13 protein-coding genes are annotated in these 18,026 nt (G+C 71.9%); 7 read left to right on the top strand and 6 right to left on the bottom strand.

The window, feature by feature from the left end:
• Window positions 1–107: 107 nt before the first annotated feature.
• On the top strand, window positions 108–1,031 hold the full coding sequence (locus tag AC3RJ7_RS13090) for a LysR substrate-binding domain-containing protein (protein WP_491456294.1): 924 nt from the start codon (window positions 108–110) through the stop codon (window positions 1,029–1,031).
• A 714-nt stretch (window positions 1,032–1,745) separates the two neighbouring features.
• Here AC3RJ7_RS13090 and AC3RJ7_RS13085 read toward each other — a convergent pair.
• Together AC3RJ7_RS13085 and AC3RJ7_RS13080 are read right to left on the bottom strand one after the other, a co-directional pair.
• The gene (locus AC3RJ7_RS13085) at window positions 1,746–3,791 is read right to left on the bottom strand and encodes a primary-amine oxidase (protein ID WP_491456293.1); all 2,046 of its coding nucleotides are present in this window, start codon (window positions 3,789–3,791) and stop codon (window positions 1,746–1,748) included.
• Window positions 3,788–5,299: an APC family permease gene (locus AC3RJ7_RS13080; RefSeq protein ID WP_491456292.1), complete on the bottom strand. Its 1,512-nt coding sequence runs from the start codon at window positions 5,297–5,299 to the stop codon at window positions 3,788–3,790. The genes AC3RJ7_RS13085 and AC3RJ7_RS13080 overlap by 4 nt, the downstream gene beginning before the upstream one ends.
• 313 nt (window positions 5,300–5,612) lie before the next feature.
• On the opposite strand from AC3RJ7_RS13080, the gene AC3RJ7_RS13075 reads away from it, so the two are divergent.
• The 3 genes from AC3RJ7_RS13075 to AC3RJ7_RS13065 are packed head-to-tail and all read left to right on the top strand — an operon-like array spanning window position 5,613 to window position 8,922.
• On the top strand, window positions 5,613–7,115 hold the full coding sequence (locus tag AC3RJ7_RS13075; RefSeq protein WP_491456291.1) for an APC family permease: 1,503 nt from the start codon (window positions 5,613–5,615) through the stop codon (window positions 7,113–7,115).
• Complete coding sequence (locus tag AC3RJ7_RS13070) at window positions 7,115–7,792, top strand: TetR/AcrR family transcriptional regulator (RefSeq protein WP_491456290.1); 678 nt, start codon at window positions 7,115–7,117, stop codon at window positions 7,790–7,792. The genes AC3RJ7_RS13075 and AC3RJ7_RS13070 overlap by 1 nt, the downstream gene beginning before the upstream one ends.
• The gene (locus AC3RJ7_RS13065; RefSeq protein ID WP_491456289.1) at window positions 7,789–8,922 is read left to right on the top strand and encodes a DmpA family aminopeptidase; all 1,134 of its coding nucleotides are present in this window, start codon (window positions 7,789–7,791) and stop codon (window positions 8,920–8,922) included. The genes AC3RJ7_RS13070 and AC3RJ7_RS13065 overlap by 4 nt, the downstream gene beginning before the upstream one ends.
• Window positions 8,923–9,004: 82 nt before the next feature.
• Here the strand turns inward: AC3RJ7_RS13065 and AC3RJ7_RS13060 are convergent, their stop codons facing one another.
• The 4 genes from AC3RJ7_RS13060 to AC3RJ7_RS13045 all read right to left on the bottom strand — a co-directional run bounded on the left by AC3RJ7_RS13060 (window position 9,005) and on the right by AC3RJ7_RS13045 (window position 14,505).
• Window positions 9,005–10,120: a LacI family DNA-binding transcriptional regulator gene (locus tag AC3RJ7_RS13060; RefSeq protein WP_491456288.1), complete on the bottom strand. Its 1,116-nt coding sequence runs from the start codon at window positions 10,118–10,120 to the stop codon at window positions 9,005–9,007.
• Window positions 10,117–11,151 carry a DUF2804 domain-containing protein gene (locus AC3RJ7_RS13055; protein WP_491456287.1) on the bottom strand — a complete coding sequence of 345 codons (1,035 nt, stop codon included), beginning with the start codon at window positions 11,149–11,151 and terminating at the stop codon, window positions 10,117–10,119. The genes AC3RJ7_RS13060 and AC3RJ7_RS13055 overlap by 4 nt, the downstream gene beginning before the upstream one ends.
• A gap of 67 nt (window positions 11,152–11,218) precedes the next feature.
• A complete protein-coding gene (locus AC3RJ7_RS13050; protein WP_491456286.1) occupies window positions 11,219–13,183 on the bottom strand; it encodes a glycoside hydrolase family 2 protein in 1,965 nt (654 codons plus the stop codon).
• The gene (locus AC3RJ7_RS13045; RefSeq protein ID WP_491456285.1) at window positions 13,180–14,505 is read right to left on the bottom strand and encodes an MFS transporter; all 1,326 of its coding nucleotides are present in this window, start codon (window positions 14,503–14,505) and stop codon (window positions 13,180–13,182) included. Before AC3RJ7_RS13045 ends, AC3RJ7_RS13050 begins: the two co-directional genes overlap by 4 nt.
• 105 nt (window positions 14,506–14,610) lie before the next feature.
• Between AC3RJ7_RS13045 and AC3RJ7_RS13040 the strand changes: the two genes are divergently transcribed.
• The 3 genes from AC3RJ7_RS13040 to AC3RJ7_RS13030 all read left to right on the top strand — a co-directional run bounded on the left by AC3RJ7_RS13040 (window position 14,611) and on the right by AC3RJ7_RS13030 (window position 17,952).
• Window positions 14,611–15,030, top strand: coding sequence for a hypothetical protein (locus AC3RJ7_RS13040; RefSeq protein ID WP_491456284.1), 420 nt, complete (start codon window positions 14,611–14,613; stop codon window positions 15,028–15,030).
• Between the two features lie 207 nt (window positions 15,031–15,237).
• A complete protein-coding gene (locus AC3RJ7_RS13035) occupies window positions 15,238–15,882 on the top strand; it encodes a hypothetical protein (RefSeq protein WP_491456283.1) in 645 nt (214 codons plus the stop codon).
• A gap of 99 nt (window positions 15,883–15,981) precedes the next feature.
• Window positions 15,982–17,952, top strand: coding sequence for a DEAD/DEAH box helicase (locus tag AC3RJ7_RS13030; protein WP_491456282.1), 1,971 nt, complete (start codon window positions 15,982–15,984; stop codon window positions 17,950–17,952).
• Window positions 17,953–18,026: the final 74 nt, after the last annotated feature.

The following is an 18,026-nucleotide window of genomic DNA, read 5'->3' as shown; positions in this document are numbered from 1 at the left end:
TTCCGACCGGCGCCTTCACCGGTGGATTTCAGGCTAGGAAAAGCCGCAATATCTGTAAACCAGAGAATGCTGAGCCAGTGCATCAGCTGGATTGATACACTCGTCGCATGGCTCGACTCGGCCGATCAGACCTGACCCTTGTGCAACTGCGGTACTTCGTCGCCGCCGCGACCAAGCGGTCGATGACCGAGGCATCCGTCGATCTGCACGTCGCCCAGTCGGCGGTCTCGACCGCCATCGCGCAGCTCGAGCGCACCCTCGGCGTGCAGCTCTTCGTGCGGCAGCGCAGCAAGGGGCTCGCCCTCACCGAAGCCGGCGAGCAGCTGCTGCGCGACGCGCACTCGTTGCTCGGACAGGTCGACGAGATGGCCGAGGCCGTGCGGGGGCACCACTACGACGTGCGCGGCACCCTGCGGCTCGCCTGCTTCGTCACGCTCGCGCCGTTCGTGCTGCCGACACTCATCTCCCGTGTCGAGGCCGAGCATCCGAACCTGCGCATCGAGGTCATCGAGGCCGACGCCGACGGCACCGTCGCGATGCTGCTCAACGGCTCGGTCGAGGCGGCGATCGCCTACGACTTCGGACAGCTGCACGACCTCTCGTTCGACCATCTCTTCGCCGCACCGCCGCACGTGATCCTGCCCGCCGACCACCCGCTCGCCGCGGGCGACCGCGTCGAGCTCGCCGCCCTCGCCGGGCTCGACCTCGTGCTCCTCGACATGCCGCACTCGCGCGAGTACTTCCTCGGCATGCTCGACCGGGCGGGGGTGGAGCCGCAGATCCGGTACAGCTCGCGCAGCTACGAGACCGTGCGATCGCTCGTCGCGCGCGGGCACGGGTACTCGATCCTCAACCAGGTGCCGCGCTCGCCGCAGACCTACGACGGCGGCGAGCTCCGTGCGCTGCCCATCGCCGACGACGTGCCGCCGCTCGACGTGTGCTTCGTGCGCGTCGCCGGCGTGCGCCCGACCGCACGGGCGAGGGTCGTCGCGACCCTCGCGCGGGAGCTGTTCGGGACGCCGCGGACGTAAGTGCAGGGCGGCCGCGCGGCTGGGCGGTCGACTGCGATGGCGCGTCCCGCGTCCCGCGTCCCGCTGGTGGCGGCATCCCGGGTCTTGTGCAGGATATTTCGGCGGGTGGGCCGAAATACGGGCCCGCGTGTCGGATTGTCCTGCTTTGTGCCGAGGGCAGGCGGCCAGACACGGCTGGTGGCGAGCGTTGGTGGCGGCATCCGCGGCCTTGTGCAGGATATTCCGGCGGGTGGGCCGAAATACGGGGGTGCGTGTCGGATTGTCCTGTTTTGTGTCGAGGGCGGGCGGCCAGATGCGGCTGGTGGCGAGCGTTGGTGGCGGCATCCGCGGCCTTGTGCAGGATATTCCGGCGGGTGGGCCGAAATACGGGCCCGCGTGTCGGATTGTCCTGCTTTGTGCCGAGGGCGGGCGGCCAGACACGGCTGGTGGCGAGCGTTGGTGGCGGCATCCGCGGCCTTGTGCAGGATATTTCGGCGGGTGGGCCGAAATACGGGGGTGCGTGTCGGATTGTCCTGTTTTGTGCGGAGGGCGGGCGGCCAGATGCGGCTGGTGGCGGGCGTTGGTGGCGGCATCCGCGGCCTTGTGCAGGATATTTCGGCGGGTGGGCCGGAATACGGGCGCGCGTGTCGGATTCTCCGGTCTTAGTCGACGGTGCGGCGGGCCGACGGGGAGTGAACACCCGCCGACCCGCCGCTCGGGTCGCCGCGTCCGCGGTCAGCAGTGGCAGGCGTCGCCGTCGGCGCCGCAGTGGCCCTTGGCGGGCTGCGACGGCGGCACGTCGAGCGCCGGGTTCTGGTCGAAGAAGCCCGTCGGCTTCAGCGTGAAGCCGGTGTAGTCGACCGGCATGATGGGCCAGTCCTCGACGCGCGGGTAGTGGGTGAGGCCGAAGCTGTGCCAGAGCACGACGTCTTCGCCGTCGATCGAACGGTCGGCCGCGACGTACTCGGGCAGGCCCGGCGAGCCGATGCTCTGGTTCACGAAGTCGCCGGCGGGGTAGCGCTCGTCCTCGGCGTAGCGGGTCACCCACAGGTGCTCGGTCGCGAACGCCGCGCGACGGCTGATCGACGAATCGTCGGCGGCGGCGAGCGTCGGCTGCCCCTCGGGGAAGAGCGTGTACGCGACGGGCTCGCCGACGACGTTCGTCTTCTCGGTGTTGACGATCTCCCACACCCGGCCGACCGAGCCGTCGGCCTTGCGCCGCCCCTCGGCCTCGCTCGCGAGCACCCGTCGCGAGCGTGTGAACGCGTTGCCGTGCGGGTTGCCCTCGCCCTTCGGCACGCGCTGCAGGTCGAGCTCGTGCACGGCGTTCGCGTCGCCGTCGACGGCCATGTCGAGTCGCGCGCAGAACAGGTGCTGGTGGTACGGCGCGGCGAGTCCGGGCGCGATCTGGGACGCGTACGGGTAGCCCTCGCCCGGGTACCGCGCGGTGAACACGATGCCCGTCGCCTTCGCCTCGAACTCGATGGTGCCGTCGAGGTAGAAGTACCAGTAGAAGCCGTAGTCGTAGTTGCCGACGGTCGTGAAGAAGCTCACCACGAGGCGGCGCTGGCGGCGGGTCGACTTATGACCGGCCCAGCCGTCGGTGTGCTTCCAGAGCAGGCCGAAGTCCTCCTCATGGATGCAGATCGCCTGGGGGATCTCGCGCGGGTTGCCGAAGTCGTCGGCGACGACCGGCGTCAGGTAGGTGATCTCGCCGAGGCAGTCGCAGCCGAGCTCGAGCGAGTTCGCGTCGCGGCCGACGAGGTACTCGCCCGTGTCGAAGTAGTTCTGCCACGAGCGGTACGGCGCCGGGTCGCCGTAGGGCACGACCATCTCGGCGATCGACGCGCGGTCGATGATCGAGCGGCGGCGGCCCCGGTCGTCGAACCCGATGCGGCTGAGCACGAGGCCCTCGCGCGCGTCGAAGCCGACGTGCAGGTCCCACTTCTGCCAGCTGAGCACGTTGCCGTCGAGCGTGAAGCTCGGCCCCTCGGGCTGGGTGATGACGAGCGGCTTGAGGTCGGTGCGCAGCGGGCCGGTGAGCTCGGGGTCCTCGAAGTTGCCGTTGTCGAGCGGGATCTCGGCCGGGCCGTCATCGATGATGCGCACGACGCGGCGCTCGATCATGTCGACGAACGCGACGAGCTGGTCGACCGGGTGGCCCCACGCGTAGTCGCCGGGCTCGCGCTCGACGAACGCGAGGCCGCGCAGCAGACGCTTGCCCTCCTCGCCGGGATAGTCGAAGATGCCCGCCGACAGCGGGGCGACGCGCACCCGCTCGGGCGTGAGGCCGCGCGAGGCGAGGGCGGCGATCCAGCCCTCGTCGGCGGCGAGGATCTCCTCGATCGCGTCGAACTCCTCGAGCAGCACGGGGGCCTGCCCGGTGACCGCCGGGTCGACCGCGACCGACGCGGTGATCGCGCTCGCCGTGAGGTCGAGCACGAGGTCGGTGGTCTCGCCAGTCGCGGTGTCGAGCAGGATGGCTCGGGCCTCGCGGTGCGGCGCGTCGCCATGCCGTACGGCCCCATCCGCGGCATCCGAGCCCCGTGCGCCCTCGGCCGCCAACGCGGCCGCGACGAGCCGCTTCGCGGGCTCCTTCAGCGAGAGGTACGCGACGCGGACCGTCGCACCGAGCCGGCCCGCGGCCACGAGCAGGTCGCGCGCGGCGAGGATCTCGTCGGCACCGAGCGGGTCGAGCGGGTGCACCCGCCGCAGGGTCGGGGTGGCGAGGTCGGTCACTGTGTTCTCCGTATCCAGGTCGATCAGGGTGTTCGAGTTCATGAGGCGGTCTTCTCGAGGGCGTCGAGCTCGTCGATCACGTCGAGGTCGGTGGCCCGGTCGCGGCGGCGCTGCCATGCATAGCCGACGATCGCGAGCAGGGCGATGACGACGAGGGTGCCGACCGTGAAGAGCTCGAAGGTCAGCCGGTCGACGCCCCAGATGTCGACGAAGTCGTACTCGAGGCCGAGGAGGGGTTCGAGCGTACCGGGGAAGACCGCGACCCACGAGCCCAGCAGCACCCACGCGTAGATGAGGGCGAACGACACCCAGAGGCCGGCCTTGCCGCCCGGCACCCGGAACGGGCGCTCGACGTCGGCGTACTTGCGTCGCAGCACGACGACGGTAGGGAAGATCACGAGGTACGAGAGCAGCAGCGTCGAGATGGCGACGATGAGCACGATCGTGAAGATCGTCGCTGCGCTGCCCTCGAGCAGCACGGTCGCCGCGAGGCAGAAGACGGTGGCGACGATGCCGCTCAGCAGGTTCATGCGCACGGGGGTGCCGAGTCGCTCGGAGAACTTGCCGAAGTAGCGGAAGAACGCGCCGTCGGCGCCGGCGGCGGCCTGCACGCGGTCGGAGGCGATCATCCAGGCGCTCGCCTGCGTGAAGGCGATGAAGACGAAGAGCAGCGCCGCGACGGCCATCACCGGCTCGGAGGCTCCACCGTAGACCTTGAACACCTCGCGGAGCGCCTCGAGGAAGCCGCCGGCGCCCTCGATCTTGTCGGCGGGCACGACGGCGAGCAGCGCGAAGATCGGCACGAGGTAGCAGAGCATCGAGATCGTGCCCGAGGCGGCGATCGCCCGCGGCACGTCGCGCTGCGGGTTGCGCATCTCCTCGGCTGCGCCGTTCGGGGCCTCGAAGCCCACGACGGCGAAGAGGATGACGGGCGTCACGGCGAGGAACCCGGCCGTCGTCGGCGAGAAGTCGCCCGCGGCGAAGCCGTTGATGCCGTACTGCAGGCCGTAGAGCACGACCGTGACGACGAAGATCGCGAGCAGCCCCACCTTGACGATGGCACCGGCCGCGAGGATGTGCTTGCCGTAGTTCAGGCCGATCACGGCCGTCGCGATCGCGAGCCAGATGAACGCGATCTTGAACACGTAGTCGCCGACGCTGCCGGGGGCGAGCGGTGAGATGTACGCGTCCCAGGCAGCCGCCGAGATGAAGACGAGCGAACCGCCCATCCACAGCGGGTTGGTGATCCAGTAGAACATCGTCGCGACGGCCGCCGTCAGCTTGCCGAACGCGAGGCGCACCCAGACGAACGGGCCGCCCTCCTCGTGGAAGGCGCTGCCGAGCTCGGCGATGACGAGCGCGTACGGGAACAGGAACGTGATGCCGATCACGAGCGTCCAGGTGAACGCCTCGGCGCCGGCGCCCGCGATGAGGGCGATCGTGTCGATGGCGATGATCGCGCTGATCGACATCAGCACGATGTCGGCGCGGCCCAGCGTCTTGCGGAAATGCTGGGCGCGGAAGTTCGAGGTCTCCAGTTGCACGCTCATCGAGGACTCCTCTGTCCGTCATGGCTCGGGGGATTCGCGGGCCGGCGACGCTTCGTCGCGCCGGGTCGACCGATCGCGAGACGAGTCAAGCGCAGCGGGCTCGATCGCGCCAATACATGTCTTCGGTCCAGCAGATCAATTCAATTGATAGGGATGCCTCGAGCGGAGGATACATTCGAGGCGAGGCTGGCTCTGCACAGTCGTATAGCCCTGCTTGAGGCATCCATATCAAGCATTGCTTGACACGGGACGTGAAAACGATACGGTTGTTCAGTCCTCATCTCACAATGCTGTGCCAAGGAGGTTCCCCCACATGACCACCACTCCCGCCGATGCCGCCCAGAACGGCGCCCTCGCCGAAGGCAGGCTCGGCACCTTCGACATCGTCTTCTTCGTCGTCTCCGCAGCCGCGCCCCTCACCGTCGCGGTGAGCTCCGCGCCGCTGGCGTTCCTCGTCGGCGGTGTCGGCGCACCGGGAGCGATGCTCGCGAGCGGCGTCGTGCTCATCCTGTTCGCGATCGGGTTCACCGCGATGTCGCGGTTCGTGCGCAACACGGGCGCCTTCTACGCGTACGCGGCGGCGGGCCTCGGCAAGCCCGTGGGCATCGGGGTCGCCTTCACGACGATCGTCGCCTACGCCTTCCTCTGCATCTGCTTCTACGCCCTGCTCGGCTTCTACGCGAACCTCACGTTCGCGAACCTGTTCGGGCTCGACCTGCCGTGGGGCGTGTGGTCGGTCGTCTCGTTGCTCGCGATCGGGTACCTCGGCTACCGGCGCATCGACGTCGGCGCGAAGGTGCTCGCCGGGCTGCTGAGCGCCGAGATCGCCATCCTGCTCATCATCGCCGTCGCGATCATCTTCCAGAACGGCGCGACGATCGGCGAGGCGACCGCCGCCTCGTTCGACCCGGAGAACGTGTTCTTCGCCGCCGGCGCGAGCGCGCTCTTCGTGTTCGGCTTCGGCGCGTTCCTCGGGTTCGAGGGCACCGTGATCTACGCCGAGGAGGCGAAGGACCCGGACCGCACGGTCCCGCGGGCGACCTACATCGCGATCGCGTTCCTCGGCCTCTTCTACGCATTCACGTTCTGGACGTTGACGGTCGCGTTCGGCGCCGACGGCGTGATCGCCCTCGCGAACTCGGAGAACTTCGAGGAGATGCAGTTCATCGCGGGCGAGAACGCGCTCGGCGCCTGGGCGGGGGTCGTGCTCGAGGTGCTCATCGTGACGAGCTTCTTCGCCTGCACGCTCGCCTTCCACAACGCCTGCTCGCGGTACCTGTTCTCGCTCGGCCGCGAGCGCCTGCTGCCCGCACCGCTCGCCCGCACCCACCCGCGCATGCACTCGCCGCACGTGGCGAGCCTCGCGCTCACGGTGATCTGCCTCATCGCGGTGCTCGCGGGCGCGCTCTCGGGCGCCGACCCGTTCCTCGGGCTCGGCCTGTGGACGTACGCCATCGGCGTCGCCGGCCTCATCTTCGCCCAGGGCGTCGCGGCCGTCTCGGTGATCGGCTTCTTCTGGAAGGACCGCCGCGGCTACGGCGTGTGGCGCGTCCTCGTGGCACCGGTGCTCGGCGCGGTCGGGCTGCTCGTCGCCTTCGTCGTGATCATCGCCAACTTCGATCTCGTCTCGGGCTTCACCGACCCCGTCGTGAACTGGACCCTGATCGGGTGCGTGCCGCTCGTCTTCGTCGTCGGCATCGTCGTCGGCCTCGTCATGCAGCGCCGCTCGCCCGAGCGCTACGCCGCCCTCACCCAGTCGGTTACCGTCGTAGCACCGGAGACCAGGGTCGAACCGGAGAACGCGGAGGTCCAGTAGTGGCGGCAGAGAAGGTGCAGCAGCGCAAACGCGACCTGCTCCGCGCGGCGAGCCAGGTCATCAGCGAGCGCGGCATCGCCGGCGCGAGCGTGCGGTCGGTCGCCGAGCGGGCCGAGGTGAGCTCGGGCAGCGTGCTCTACCACTTCGACAGCTTCGACCACCTCGTCGAGACCGCCGTGCGCGGCGCGATCGACGAGTTCATCGAGCGCCGTCACGCGCTCGTCGACGGCATCACCGATCCGGTCGAGCGACTGCGCGCGACCATCGAGGCCGGCATCCCCGAGGTCATCAGCGACGACCTGCGCATCACGTACGAGGCATCCGCCACCCTGCGCGACCACCCGCAGTACCGGCTGCACATGGCTGTGCTGCTCGAGCGCCAGGTGGCCCTCTACCGCACGAACATCGAGGTCGGCGTCGCGCTCGGCGCGTTCCGCCCGCGCATGCCGGCCGACATGATCGCGTCGAATCTCGTCGCCCTCGAGGACGCGTACGACCTCTACCTGCTGAACCCCGACAACTGGGAGCGGGGTCGCTACCTCGAGTGCACGGTTCGGTACGCCGAGCTCGCGCTCGACTGCGACCTCGGCGGGGATGCCGCCGGCGAGGCCGGCGAGGCCCACAGCGAGGCCGATGCAGCTTCCGACCGCGACGAATCACCGAAGGATCCGCAGTGACCGACCGCCCCGCCGCAGCACCTCGCGCCCGCGACCTCGGCATCCCGTTCGACGGCGAGCCCGGGCCGTGGAACGCGATCACCGACGTGCCCGGCCTCGAGGTCGGCTACGCCACGGTCGTCGCCGACGAACCGGTCGTCGCGCGCACCGGGGTGACCGCGATCCTGCCGCGCGGCTCGGCCGCGCCGGGGTCGCCGTGCGCGGCGGGCATCGCCGTGCTCAACGGCAATGGCGAGCTGACCGGCCGCAGCTGGATCGAGGAGGCCGGCCAGTTCCAGACGCCGATCGCCATCACGAACTCCCACGCCGTCGGCGCCGTGCACCGCGGCATCGACCGGTGGCTGGCCGAGCACGACCCCGTGACCGCCGCGCAGTGGATGCTGCCCGTCGTCGGCGAGACGTGGGACGGCTACCTGAACTCCATCAACGCCGACACGGTCACCCCCGAGCATGCGATCGAGGCGCTGGATGCCTCGGCCACGGGCCCGATCGCCGAGGGGAACGTCGGCGGCGGCACGGGCATGAACTGCTACGGGTTCAAGGGCGGCACGGGCACCGCGTCGCGCGTCGTCCGCTCGGGGGCGCGGAGCTGGACGGTCGGCGTGCTGCTGCAGGCGAACTTCGGCTCGCGCAAGGAGCTGCGTGTCGCCGGGCGGGCGCTCGGCCGCGACTCGCACGCGCCGAACCCGCTGGAGACGACCGACTGGTTCGAGCGCGACACCGGCACGGCCGGGCCCGCCGCCGGGGGTGCGGGGAGCGTCATCGTCGTCGTCGCGACCGACGCGCCGATGCTGCCCGACCAGTGCCGGGCGCTCGCGCGCCGGGTGCCGCTCGGGCTCGCCCGCACGGGCACGACCGGCAGCCACTTCTCGGGCGACATCTTCCTCGCGTTATCGACCGCGAACGAGGGGGCGCTCGCCTCGCGCATGGGTCACGGCGAGATCCGGACCGAGCAGCTCGAGCATGTCGCATGGGGCAGCATCGACCCGTTCTACGAGGCCGTCGTCGAGGCGACGGAGGAGGCTGTGCTCAACGCCCTCGTCGCGGCGCGCGACACGGTCGGCCGCGACGGACACGTGAGCCACGCCCTGCCGCACGACGAGGTTCGGGCGGCGTTCACCGGAGCGTGACCGCGCGACCGCGGTGACCGCGTGACCGCATCACCGCGCGACCCATGACCCCTGCCCCTCGTGCCGTGCTCGAGGCGCCTCGCTACGGCGCCGACGCGCGGACCACGAGCCGGTACGGCGCCTGCTCGACGCGGGGCGGCGAATGCGGGTCGTCGACGAGACGAAGCACCGAGGCGACCGCGAGGCGGGCGATCTCGCCCAGGTCGGGGGCGATGCTCGTGAGCGCCGGTGAGGCGAACGCGGACTCGGGGGAGTCGTCCCAGCCGACGACGGCCACCTGCCCGGGCACGTCGACCCCCGCCTCGCGGAAGGCGCGCAGCGCGCCGATCGCGAGCAGGTCGTTCGCGCACACGAGCCCGTCGAGCCCGCCGAGGCCGTCGGCGCCACGGGCGCCGTCGAGCAGGGTCCGCACCCGCGCGTAGCCCTCTTCGCGCGAGTAGTCGCCGTCGGGCGAGGCCGGATCCCACGGGGAGACCTCGAGCACGTGTCGCGGATCGGCCTCGAGCCCCACCGCTCGCAGGGCCTCCCGGAATCCCTCGAGCCTGAGGTCGGCCGCGGCGGCCCCCGACGAGGCATCCGGAACCGTGCCGAGGAAGCCGAGCGTGCGGCGGCCCGACCCGATGAGGTGGGCCGTCGCGTCGCGCGACGAGACCACGCTGTCGACGACGACCCGGTCGACGCGGGCGCCGCGGATGCGCTCGCCGAGCACGACGAGCGGGGTGGTGCCGCGCGCCGCGTCGAGCTGGGCGTCGCTGAGCGACATCGGGCTCAGCACGATCCCGTCGGTCAGCATCGTGGCGAAGCCCTCGGCGGCCCGCAGCTCCCGGGCGGGGTCGCCGTGGGTCTCGTCGACGACGACGTCGTACCCGACTCGCTCGGCCGCGCCGACGACGGCATGCGCGAGCTGGGCGAAGTACGGCAGGGAGAGGAACGGCACCGACAGGGTGAGCAGGTTGCTGCGGCCGACGCGCAGCTGGCGCGCGGCGAGCTGGGGGCGGTAGCCCACCTCGGCGATCGCGGCCTCGACCCTCTGCCGCGTCGCGGCGCTCACCGGAGCGCGGCCGTTGATGACGTTCGACACCGTGCGGTACGAGACGCCCGCGATGGCCGCGACATCCTTGAGGGTCGGCCCGGTCGAACGACGCCCCGCCCGCGCCGGCGATGCGTTCGGGGCCGACGCGCCCGCTGCGTCGCTCACCACCGATTCCTCACGTCCTCGGCCCAGCCGAGCAGCCCGTCGACGGCGATGCGCTCGCCGCCCGCGTCGACCCAGCCCGAGTAGTGGCCGAAGCACTGGTGTCCGTGCGAGCCGAAGACGACGAGCTCGGTCGCGCTCACGCGGTCCCAGAACGGCTCGAACCAGAGGTCGGCGTGCTCGCCGCGGATGTGCCACGGCGAGAGCCAGTCCTGCACGTCGTAGTCCCAGTCCAGCTCCTCGCTGATCTTGTGCAGCCGGCCGTCGACGACGACGGCGTTCTCGGTCGAGCCCGTGCCGTCGGTCCACTTGCCGCCGAGCTGCAGGCCGATCGTGCGGCCGTCGACGATGCCGGAGGCAGCGCCCCAGTTCCACACCATCCGGTAGGGCCAGCGGCCGCGGCCGTGGTCGAGCACGGCCCAGCTCTCACCCTCGGGCAGGTCGGTTCGCTCGCCCGGCTCGCCGCCGGGACCGCCGACCTCGAGCCAGCCGGTCGCGGGGCGGGCGACGTCCTTCACGGTGTACTGGAAGCGGCGGTCCGACCACGGCACCACGACGCCGAGGCTCTCGTGCCCGGCCGGTCGGTGCGCGACGATCTCGAACCGCACGCCGTCGGCGGTGCCGCGCAGGCGCGTGCCGACGGCCTCGGGCAGTTCCTCGATGTCGATCTCGATCGAGGCGGTGCGGGCCCGCGCGGGGCCGTCGCCGAGCGAGGCCGGCAGCTTCGCGCTCGAGCCGAGCGGCGCGATCGCCGAGCGGTCGATCGTGGACGCGTCGCGCCGGTCGTGCACGAGGATCGCGTGGACGGCCGCGTAGTCGATCGACGACACCGTGAGGGCGATGACGTGCGTCGGCGTCGTGACCGCCCAGTACTCCCAGCGCTTGTTGCGGCCCCAGACGCGGCGGCCGTCGATACCCGAGGTGTCGTGCAGGGGGGTGCGGGTCCAGCCGACGGCGTCGCGGTTCAGGCGGCCGTCGGGTCGGCAGAGGGCGACGGGCGCGGTGATTTCGCGCTCGACGATGGTGCGGGCCATGGGGTTCCGTTCTCGGGTTGTCGCGGGGGCGGGTGGGGGTTCGGGCGGGCGGGTCCGTGCGCGGGGTTCAGTCGGCTGGTTCACCGGGCGGGGGCGACGCGCCGGGCGAGGTGGATGCTTCGGCAGAAGCCGACGCGGACGCCGACGCCGACGGCGACGCCCCAGCCGATGACGGCGCCGTCACCGCGGCGAACTCGGCGAACAGCTCGTCGATGACGGCGCGCACGCGGTCGGCGTCGACCTTCACGACGGTGCGGTCGGCGGTCAGCAGCCCGTTGAGCTCGTCCTCGACGTCGGACAGCTGCGTGTAGACGATGCCGGAGAGCCCGGCCGCGATCGCGGGCAGCACCTCCCGGCGGTGCAGCTCGACGAACCCGTCGGTCAGCGCCTCGATCGAGCGGTAGCGCCGGTAGCCGAACTCCTTCGGCGAGAACTCGTGGCCCGGCAGCCGCAGGCTGTAGCCGCCGTACTCCGAGACGACGACGGCGCGCCCGTCGCGGCCCCAGTCGCGCCCGGGCTTCAACCGGCGGAAGTAGACGTGCTGGCTCTCGAGGTCGCCGCCGCCCTGGTCGTGCCAGCCGCTCGCGTGGTCGATGACGCGGTCGGGGTCGATCGTCCGAACCCGTTCGACCGCGTCGAGCGCGTCGAACTGCCCCCAGCCCTCGTTGAACGGCACCCACACGACGACGCTCGGCGCGTTCTTCAGCAACCGCACGGTCGCCTCGAGCTCGGCCGCGAACTCGGCCCGCCCCGAGGCATCCTGCCGGCCGAACAACCGGTGCCTGCGGTCGTCGAGCCGCACCGGGAGCTTGACCGGCGCCGTGATGACCGCGGGGTTGTATCGCCGGCCGCCGTTGACCATGTCCTGCCAGACGAGCAGGCCCAGCCGGTCGCAGTGGTGGTACCAGCGCAGCGGCTCGATCTTGATGTGCTTGCGCACGGCGTTGAAGCCGAGCGCCTTGATCGAGGCGAGGTCGTGCACCATCGCCTCATCGGACGGCGGAGTGTAGAGCCCCTCGGGCCAGTAGCCCTGGTCGAGCACGGCGGCGTGGAAGACCGGCTCGCCGTTGAGCACGAGCCGCGGCCGCCCGAACGCGTCGGGCGCGACGCCGACCGAGCGCATCCCGACGTAGCTGCGAACCCGGTCGTCGCCGAGGCGCACCTCGAGGTCGTAGAGGAAGGGGTCGTCGGGGCTCCATCGCCGGGGCTCGGGCACCGGCAGGACGAGGGTCGTGCCCGCCGGGCCCTCGGCGCGGGCGACCTCGTGGCCGTGGTCGAGCAGCACGACGATCGCGCGCGGCGGGCCGGCCGGGTCGGTCGCGCCCGTCGCGTCGCCCGTTCGCGGCTCGTTCGGTGCGGATGCCTCGACGACGACCTCGACCGTCTCCTCGTCGAGCCTCGGGCGCAGGTCGAGCTGCCGCACGTGCAGGTCGGGCACCGACTCGACCCAGACCGGCTGCCAGATGCCCGACTGCGCGGTGTACCAGATGCCGCCTCGCTTGAGCGACTGCTTGCCGCGCGAGTGGAACGACGAATCACTGGGGTCGACGACGTCGAGCACGAGCTCGTGCTCCTCGCCGTCGGCGATCGGGTCCGTGACGTCGATCGAGAAGGGCAGGTAGCCGCCCTCGTGCGAGGCGACGAGCACGTCGTCGACGAAGACGCGGCAGCGCTGGTCGACGGCGCCGAAGTGCAGGATGACGCGGTCGAGGAGGAACCCGTCGGGCAGGCGCACCGTGCGCCGGTACCAGAGGTGCTCGCCCGGCTGCAGCTGCCGGCCGACGCCCGAGAGCTCGGTCTCGGGGGAGAAGGGCACGAGGATGCGGCCGGCCCAGGTCGCCGGCCGTCGCCCGTCGGCGGTGAACGCGTGCTCCCACCAGCCGTTGAGATTCAGGTGGCTGTCGCGCGCGAGCTGCGGCCGTGGATAGTCCGGGAGGACGGCGCCGGGGTCGACCTCGTCGGCCCATGACGTGCGGAGCGCACCCGATCGGGTCGAGCGGGCAGCGGAGCGACCGTCTCGCAAGCCGCTCATCCGGCGAGCGCCGCCGTTCGCAGCACCCGCCGGCGCAGCATCGCGAGCACCGGCACGAGCAGCAGCACGGCGGCCGCGACCGGGAAGATCTCGGCGCCGGGCACGGGGCGCTCCTGGCCGAGCTCGACGTAGCCGTGGGCGGCGCCCGAGACGACGACGGCACCGATCGCCGGCCCGATCACCATGGGCAGCATGACCGCCATGATCATGCGCGCACCCTGCACCCCGCCCGCGCGGTCGGCGGGCGTGCAGTCGCGCGTCATCGCCGACACGGCCGCGATCGACGACATCATGCCGGCCATCATGAGCGTCGCGGCCGCGACGACTCCGGCGAAGTCGCGCACGAACCACATCGCGAGGAGGCCGACCGCGAACACCGCCACGGCGGGCAGCAGGTAGCGCTCCTTGCCGACCCGGTCCATGATGCGACCGCCGATCACGCTCAGCACCGACGCCAGCACGAGCACGAGGCCGAGCACGATCGCCGAGTCGGCGAGCTGCAGCGAGTACCGCAGGTAGATGAGCACGAAGGGGATGAACACCTGCGAGCTCACGCCGACGACGCACCAGATCGCGAGCGTGATGAAGAGCGCCGGCTCGCGTCGGACGGTCGACGGGCGCAGGCCGTCGACCACCGACCGCCAGACGCCCGTCTCCCGCGGCGCCACCCCGCGGTCGCGCACGAGGAACCACGAGGCCGCGCCGGTCGCGGCGGTCGCGCCGCCGACGAGCGCGAAGAAGGCCGCCCACTGCCCGGTCTGCGTCAACGGATCGAGCACGGCGAACACGAGCAGCATCGCGACGAGGGGCATCGTCGCGAGCCATCCGTCGACCCGGCCGCGGTTGGCGGGCACGGTCGAGTCGGTCACCCAGGCGCCGAACGCCGCGTCGTTCGCGCCCGAGCCGATGAAGCTCATGAGGCAGTCGAGCGCGATGATGGCGATGACGGCGGCGATCGCGCCCGGGGCCGCCTCGGCTGCGGCATCCGGGGCGCCGACGAGACCGAAGGTCGCGGTGACGACGCCCCACGCGACGTACCCGGCGGCGATGAGCTCGCGGCGGCGGGCGAGCCGGTCGGACCAGGCGCCGACGACGAGCGTCGCGACCGTCGCGGCCACGGCGCTGGCGGCGACCATCACGGCCAGCACGGCGGGATCGGTCGAGATCGTGTCGTAGACGAACACGTTGAGGTACATGTTCTCGATCACCCAGGCGAGCTGACCGACGAGCCCGACGAGGATCACCGCCGCCCAGGTGCGGGCGCCGAGGGGGTGCGCCGTACGGGCGACGTGCGCCGTGTCGGGGTCGGTTCGGGTCGTCATCGTCCTCGGTTCTCTCGACATGGTTTCAACGTTGAAACCACCTCGAACCCTAGCAGCCGCGGAGCGCCCGCGCCGCCCCGCGCCGCCGCCCGCTAGGGTGGCCGCATGAGCAGCCCCGAACCCGCCCACGGCATGCCCGCGCCCGCGCCCGGTTCGGCGCCGGTCTCCCCGCCGGCCACCACCCCGGCGCCCGCCCGCAGGCCGACCGCCGACCCCCGCCGGACGGAGCCCGTCGGCGTCGTCGCGCTCGTCTTCGGCATCCTCATCGTCGTGCTCGACTTCGTCATGATCTTCGTGACCGCGTCGATCATCCGCTCGGCCGACTTCTCGACGTACTCGACGGTCTCGCTCGTCACCGCCGCGATCATGGTCGTGCTCGCGCTCGCCGCGATCTCGATCGGCGTCGTCGCCTTCGTGCGCGGCGGTGCCACCCGCGTCTACGGCGCGATCGGTGCGACGATCGGTGCGATGGCGCTCATCCAGGAGTTCGGCTCGCTCATCTACGGCCTGATCGCCTCCGCCTGATCGCCTCCGCCTGATCGGCCCCGCCCCAGGGAACCCCGACCCGCCGCGGGCCGCCGGCCGCCGGGGCCGATCGACCCGGTCGAGGTGCGGCGAACGCGGTCACCGCCTATCCTCTATGGGAACGTCCCCCGTTCGCGGGTCATCCGGGCCGTGCGGCTCCGACCGATCCGACGTGCGACCGACCCGAGCACCACCCGAGGCACCCCCGTGACCGACGAGCACCCCGACGACGAGCCGCTGCGCCGTCCGCGCGGCCGACGAGCCGCGCCGAAGCCGACGCTCGGCGCCGCCCTGCTCGGCCCGGTCACGACGTTCGCCGCCACGGTCACCGTCTGGCTCGTCGCACGCGCCGCCTCGCTCGGCGCGTGGTTCCGATCGCTCCCCGAACGGGTGCCGCAGCTCGGCCGGGCGGTGGCCTGGCTGCGCCCGCGGCTCGCACCCGTCGGACGCGCACTCGCGCCGGCCGCGCTCTGGGCCCGCGGCCACCGGCAGGTCGTCGTCATCGTCGGCGCCGCTCTCGTCGCCGTCGTCATGCTCGGGGGCACCGTCGCCGTCATCGGCTCATCGGTCGGGCAGGTCGACGAGGCCGCCCCGGTCGTCGAATCGCCGCGGCCCACGCCGAGCACGCCGCCCACGTCCCGGGCGTATCCGCCGATCCTGCCCACCGCGACGCCGCCCGCCGGCCCGTCGCCCTCGACCGCGCCCGACGACGGCGCACCCGGCGACGACACCGCAGACCCGACCGCCGAGCCCGAGCCGACCGCGACGGCCGAGCCGACGCCCGAACCGACTCCCGACCCCGAGGACGAGCACCCGGGCCGGGGCCAGGGGCCGAAGAAGCCCAAGGGCTGAGCCGTCTCCGGTCCGCATCGCACGGCGCGCGGCGCCGGCCACGCGGCATCCCCGAGCCCGACTCAGGTTCTGCGCAGGGGTCGGGCGGTACCCTGAAGGGTGACCACAGGCGATGCCCCCGTCGAGGCCGCGGCTCCGGAGGAGCCCGCCGCGACCCCCACGACCACGTTCGCGGACCTCGGTCTCGGTGACGCCGTGCTCCGCGCACTCGACGACGTCGGGTACGAGACGCCCTCGGCGATCCAGGCGGCGACCATCCCGACCCTGCTCTCGGGGCGCGACGTCGTCGGCCTCGCGCAGACCGGCACCGGCAAGACGGCGGCCTTCGCGCTGCCCGTGCTCGACCGGCTCGACGTCGACCAGAAGACCCCGCAGGCGCTCGTGCTCGCCCCGACCCGCGAGCTCGCGCTGCAGGTCTGCGAGGCCTTCGAGAAGTACGCCGCCCACCTGCGCGGCGTGCACATCCTGCCCGTCTACGGCGGCCAGGGCTACGGCGTGCAGCTCTCGGCGCTGCGCCGCGGCGTGCACATCGTCGTCGGCACCCCCGGTCGCATCATGGACCACCTCGACAAGGGCACCCTCGACCTGTCGGAGCTCAAGTACCTCGTCCTCGACGAAGCCGACGAGATGCTCAAGATGGGCTTCGCCGAGGACGTCGAGACCATCCTCGCCGACACCCCCGACGACAAGCAGGTCGCCCTGTTCTCGGCGACCATGCCGCACGCGATCCGGCGGATGTCGCAGCAGTACCTGCACGACCCCGAAGAGATCACCGTCAAGGCCAAGACGCAGACCTCGGCGAACATCGCCCAGCGCTACCTGCTCGTCGCGCACGCGCAGAAGATCGACGCGCTCACCCGCATCCTCGAGGTCGAGAACTTCGAGGGCATGATCATCTTCGTCCGCACGAAGAACGCGACCGAGGAGGTCGCCGAGAAGCTCCGCGCCCGCGGCTACTCGGCCGCCGCCATCAACGGCGACGTCGCGCAGGCCCAGCGCGAGCGCACCGTCGACCAGCTGAAGAGCGGCAAGCTCGACATCCTGGTGGCGACGGATGTCGCGGCGCGAGGCCTCGACGTCGAGCGCATCTCGCACGTCGTCAACTACGACATCCCGACCGATCCCGAGCCGTACGTGCACCGCATCGGCCGCACGGGCCGCGCCGGACGCTCGGGCGACGCGATCAGCTTCGTCACGCCGCGCGAGCGCGGGCTGCTCAACCGCATCGAGAAGACGACGAAGCAGCCGCTCACCCAGATGCAGCTGCCGAGCGTCGAGGACATCAACGTCACCCGCCTCGCGCGCTTCGACGACCGCATCACGGCGGCCCTCGGCGAGGCCGAGCGCATCGAGGCGTTCCGCGACATCATCGCGCACTACGTGCGCCACCACGACGTGCCCGAGACCGACGTCGCCGCCGCGCTCGCCGTGGTCGCGCAGGGCGAGTCGCCGCTGCTCATGGAGCCCGAGCCCGAGCGGCCGGCGCGGTTCGACCGCGACCGGGATCGGGACCGTGGGGCGCGCGACACGCGCGGCGACCGGTACGACCGGGGTGACCGGGGCGAACGGGGTCGTGACCGGTACGAGCGCGACGGCTCCGACCGGCGTCACTCGCACCCGCCGTTCAAGAACTACCGAATCTCGGTCGGGCGACGCCAGCACGTCGACCCCCGGCAGATCGTCGGCGCGCTCGCGAACGAGGGCGGCCTGCGTCGCGAGGAGTTCGGCAAGATCCAGATCCGCGGCGACTTCTCACTCGTCGAGCTGCCCGCCGACCTGCCCCGCGACGTGTTCGACCGGCTCGCCGGCACGCGCATCTCGGGCGAGCTCATCGACCTGCGGCCCGACAAGGGCGGATCGTCGCGCGGCGGCTACGACCGCGACCGGGGCGGGCGCGACGGCGGCCGCGGGTACGACCGCGACCGCGGGTACGACCGCGACCGCGGCGGCCGCGGCTCCGACCGCGACCGCGGTTCGCGCGGGTACGACCGCGACGACCGGGGCAGCCGCGGGACCGACGGCGACGACCGTCCGCCCCGGAAGCCGCGGCACGGTTCGTCGCGCGACTGACGATCGCGGGATCCGCCGGCCGAAGTACAGGATGAGCCGCGCGGCACTCGCGCATGCGGGAGTGCCGGACGGAT

The sequence above is a fragment of the Agromyces solani genome (genome assembly GCF_058349925.1).
The sequence above is the reverse complement of the archived record's forward strand: the minus strand, read 5'-3'. Positions and strand labels throughout refer to the sequence as shown.

Coding starts and splice junctions, on each gene's coding strand:
- AC3RJ7_RS13090 (WP_491456294.1), top strand. CDS start 108: ATGGCTCGACTCGGCCGATCAGACCTGACCCTTGTGCAACTGCGGTAC.
- AC3RJ7_RS13085 (WP_491456293.1), bottom strand. CDS start 3,791: ATGAACTCGAACACCCTGATCGACCTGGATACGGAGAACACAGTGACC.
- AC3RJ7_RS13080 (WP_491456292.1), bottom strand. CDS start 5,299: ATGAGCGTGCAACTGGAGACCTCGAACTTCCGCGCCCAGCATTTCCGC.
- AC3RJ7_RS13075 (WP_491456291.1), top strand. CDS start 5,613: ATGACCACCACTCCCGCCGATGCCGCCCAGAACGGCGCCCTCGCCGAA.
- AC3RJ7_RS13055 (WP_491456287.1), bottom strand. CDS start 11,151: ATGGCCCGCACCATCGTCGAGCGCGAAATCACCGCGCCCGTCGCCCTC.
- AC3RJ7_RS13050 (WP_491456286.1), bottom strand. CDS start 13,183: ATGAGCGGCTTGCGAGACGGTCGCTCCGCTGCCCGCTCGACCCGATCG.
- AC3RJ7_RS13045 (WP_491456285.1), bottom strand. CDS start 14,505: ATGACGACCCGAACCGACCCCGACACGGCGCACGTCGCCCGTACGGCG.
- AC3RJ7_RS13040 (WP_491456284.1), top strand. CDS start 14,611: ATGAGCAGCCCCGAACCCGCCCACGGCATGCCCGCGCCCGCGCCCGGT.